The sequence below is a fragment of the Chromobacterium aquaticum genome (assembly GCF_021129195.1).
Taxonomy (GTDB): Bacteria; Pseudomonadota; Gammaproteobacteria; order Burkholderiales; family Chromobacteriaceae; genus Chromobacterium; species Chromobacterium aquaticum.
The window spans coordinates 1-1,642 of record NZ_JAJOHW010000235.1; the positions used below are offsets into that span (position 1 = coordinate 1).

The 1,642-nt window shown below is 72.9% G+C and carries 1 protein-coding gene; it reads left to right on the forward strand.

Going from position 1 to position 1,642, the window contains the following annotated elements; genetic code table 11:
* Positions 1–114: 114 nt before the first annotated feature.
* Positions 115–1,491, forward strand: a complete 1,377-nt coding sequence (locus LQT98_RS23315; protein WP_231465580.1) for an MmgE/PrpD family protein — start codon at positions 115–117, stop codon at positions 1,489–1,491.
* The last annotated feature ends 151 nt before the right edge of the window (positions 1,492–1,642 follow it).

A 1,642-nucleotide genomic window follows, 5' to 3' on the forward strand; every position in this document is an offset into this window, starting at 1 on the left:
GACGCGATCCCGGCGCCGGGACAGCACAGCGAGGCGATTCTGCTGGAGCTGGGCTATGCCGCCGGCGACATTCAAGGCCTGCGCGAGCAAGGCGTCATTTGAACAGGAGCGGCGATGAGCGCGATACACGAGAGCGGTAGCGCCGGGCTGGCGGCCTTCGCCGCCGAACTGAGGCCGGAACAGGTGCCCGAGCCGGTCTGGCGCCGGGCCGAGGAACTGCTGCTGGACTGGTTCGGCAGCGCGCTGGCGGGCAAGGGCGCGCGGCCGGTGGCCAGCGTCGCCGACTTCGCCGCCGCGATGGGGCCGGCCGACGGCGCGGCGGAACTGCTGATTTCGCGGCGGCGCAGCTCGCCCTTGTTCGCCGCCATGATCAACGCCGCCGCCTCCCACGTGGCGGAACAGGACGATGTGCACAATGGAGCGGTGTTCCATCCCGGCGCCGTGGTGTTTCCGGCCGCGCTGGCCGCGGCGCAAGCCTTGCGCCGTTCCGGCGCCGAGCTGCTGCTGGCGGCGATCGCCGGCTACGAGGCCGGCATCCGCGCCGGGGAATGCCTGGGCCGCTCCCATTACCGGGTGTTCCACACCACCGGCACCGTCGGCGGCATCGCGGCGGCGGTGGCGACGGGCCGGCTGCTGCGGCTGGACGCGCGGCAAATGAACCACGCCATCGGCACCGCCGGAACCCAGGCTGCCGGCCTGTGGGAATTCCTGCGCACCGCCGCGGATTCCAAACCGCTGCACGCCGCCCATGCTTCCGCCAGCGGCCTGGCCGCGGCCTACCTGGCGCGCGACGGCTTCCGCGGCGCCGAGCGGATATTGGAAGGTACCCAGGGCATGGCCGCCGGCATGTCCCGCGATGCCGACCTCAGCCGGCTGACCGACCAGCTGGGGCAGCGCTGGGCCTTGCTGGAAACCTCGTTCAAATACCACGCCTCCTGCCGGCACACCCATCCGGCTGCGGACGCGCTGCTGCAGCTGATGGGGCAGCACGGCCTGAGCGCGCGCGAAATCGTCCGCGTCAACGCCAAGGTGCATGTCGCGGCCTTGGAAGTGCTGGGCGCGGTGGCGCGGCCGACGACGGTGCACCAGGCCAAGTTTTCCATGGGCACGGTGCTGGGGCTGATCGCCTGTCACGGCGCCGCCGGCATCGCCGAGTTCGAGCGTGCGCTGGACGATACGGCGGTGGCCGACTTCGCCGCCAGGGTGGCGATGGAGGCGGACGCCGAAGTGGAAGCGGCCTATCCGCGGCGCTGGATCGGCAAGGTGGAGGTGCTGACCCGCGACGGCCGCCGGCTGGAGAGCCGGGTGGAACAGCCCAAGGGCGACCCCGGCAACACCCTGAGCCGCGCCGAGCTGGAAGCCAAGGCGATGCGGCTGGCGGCTTTCGGCGGCGCGGCCGGCCCGGAGGAAATGCGGCTGGCCCTGGCCCGGCTTTGGGACATGCGCGGCGCGGCTGTCGTGGGACGCCTGCTGCCGGGAGAGCGGGAATGAGGCCGGCCGGGGCGTGGCATTCCTGCCTGTTCGTGCCCGGCAACCGGCCGGAGCGCTACGCCAAGGCCGCCGCCTCCGGCTGCCACGCGGTGATCGTGGACCTGGAGGACTCGGTGCCGGCGGCGGACAAGGCGGGCGCGCGCGACGCGGC

Coding starts and splice junctions, on each gene's coding strand:
- LQT98_RS23315 (WP_231465580.1), top strand. CDS start 115: ATGAGCGCGATACACGAGAGCGGTAGCGCCGGGCTGGCGGCCTTCGCC.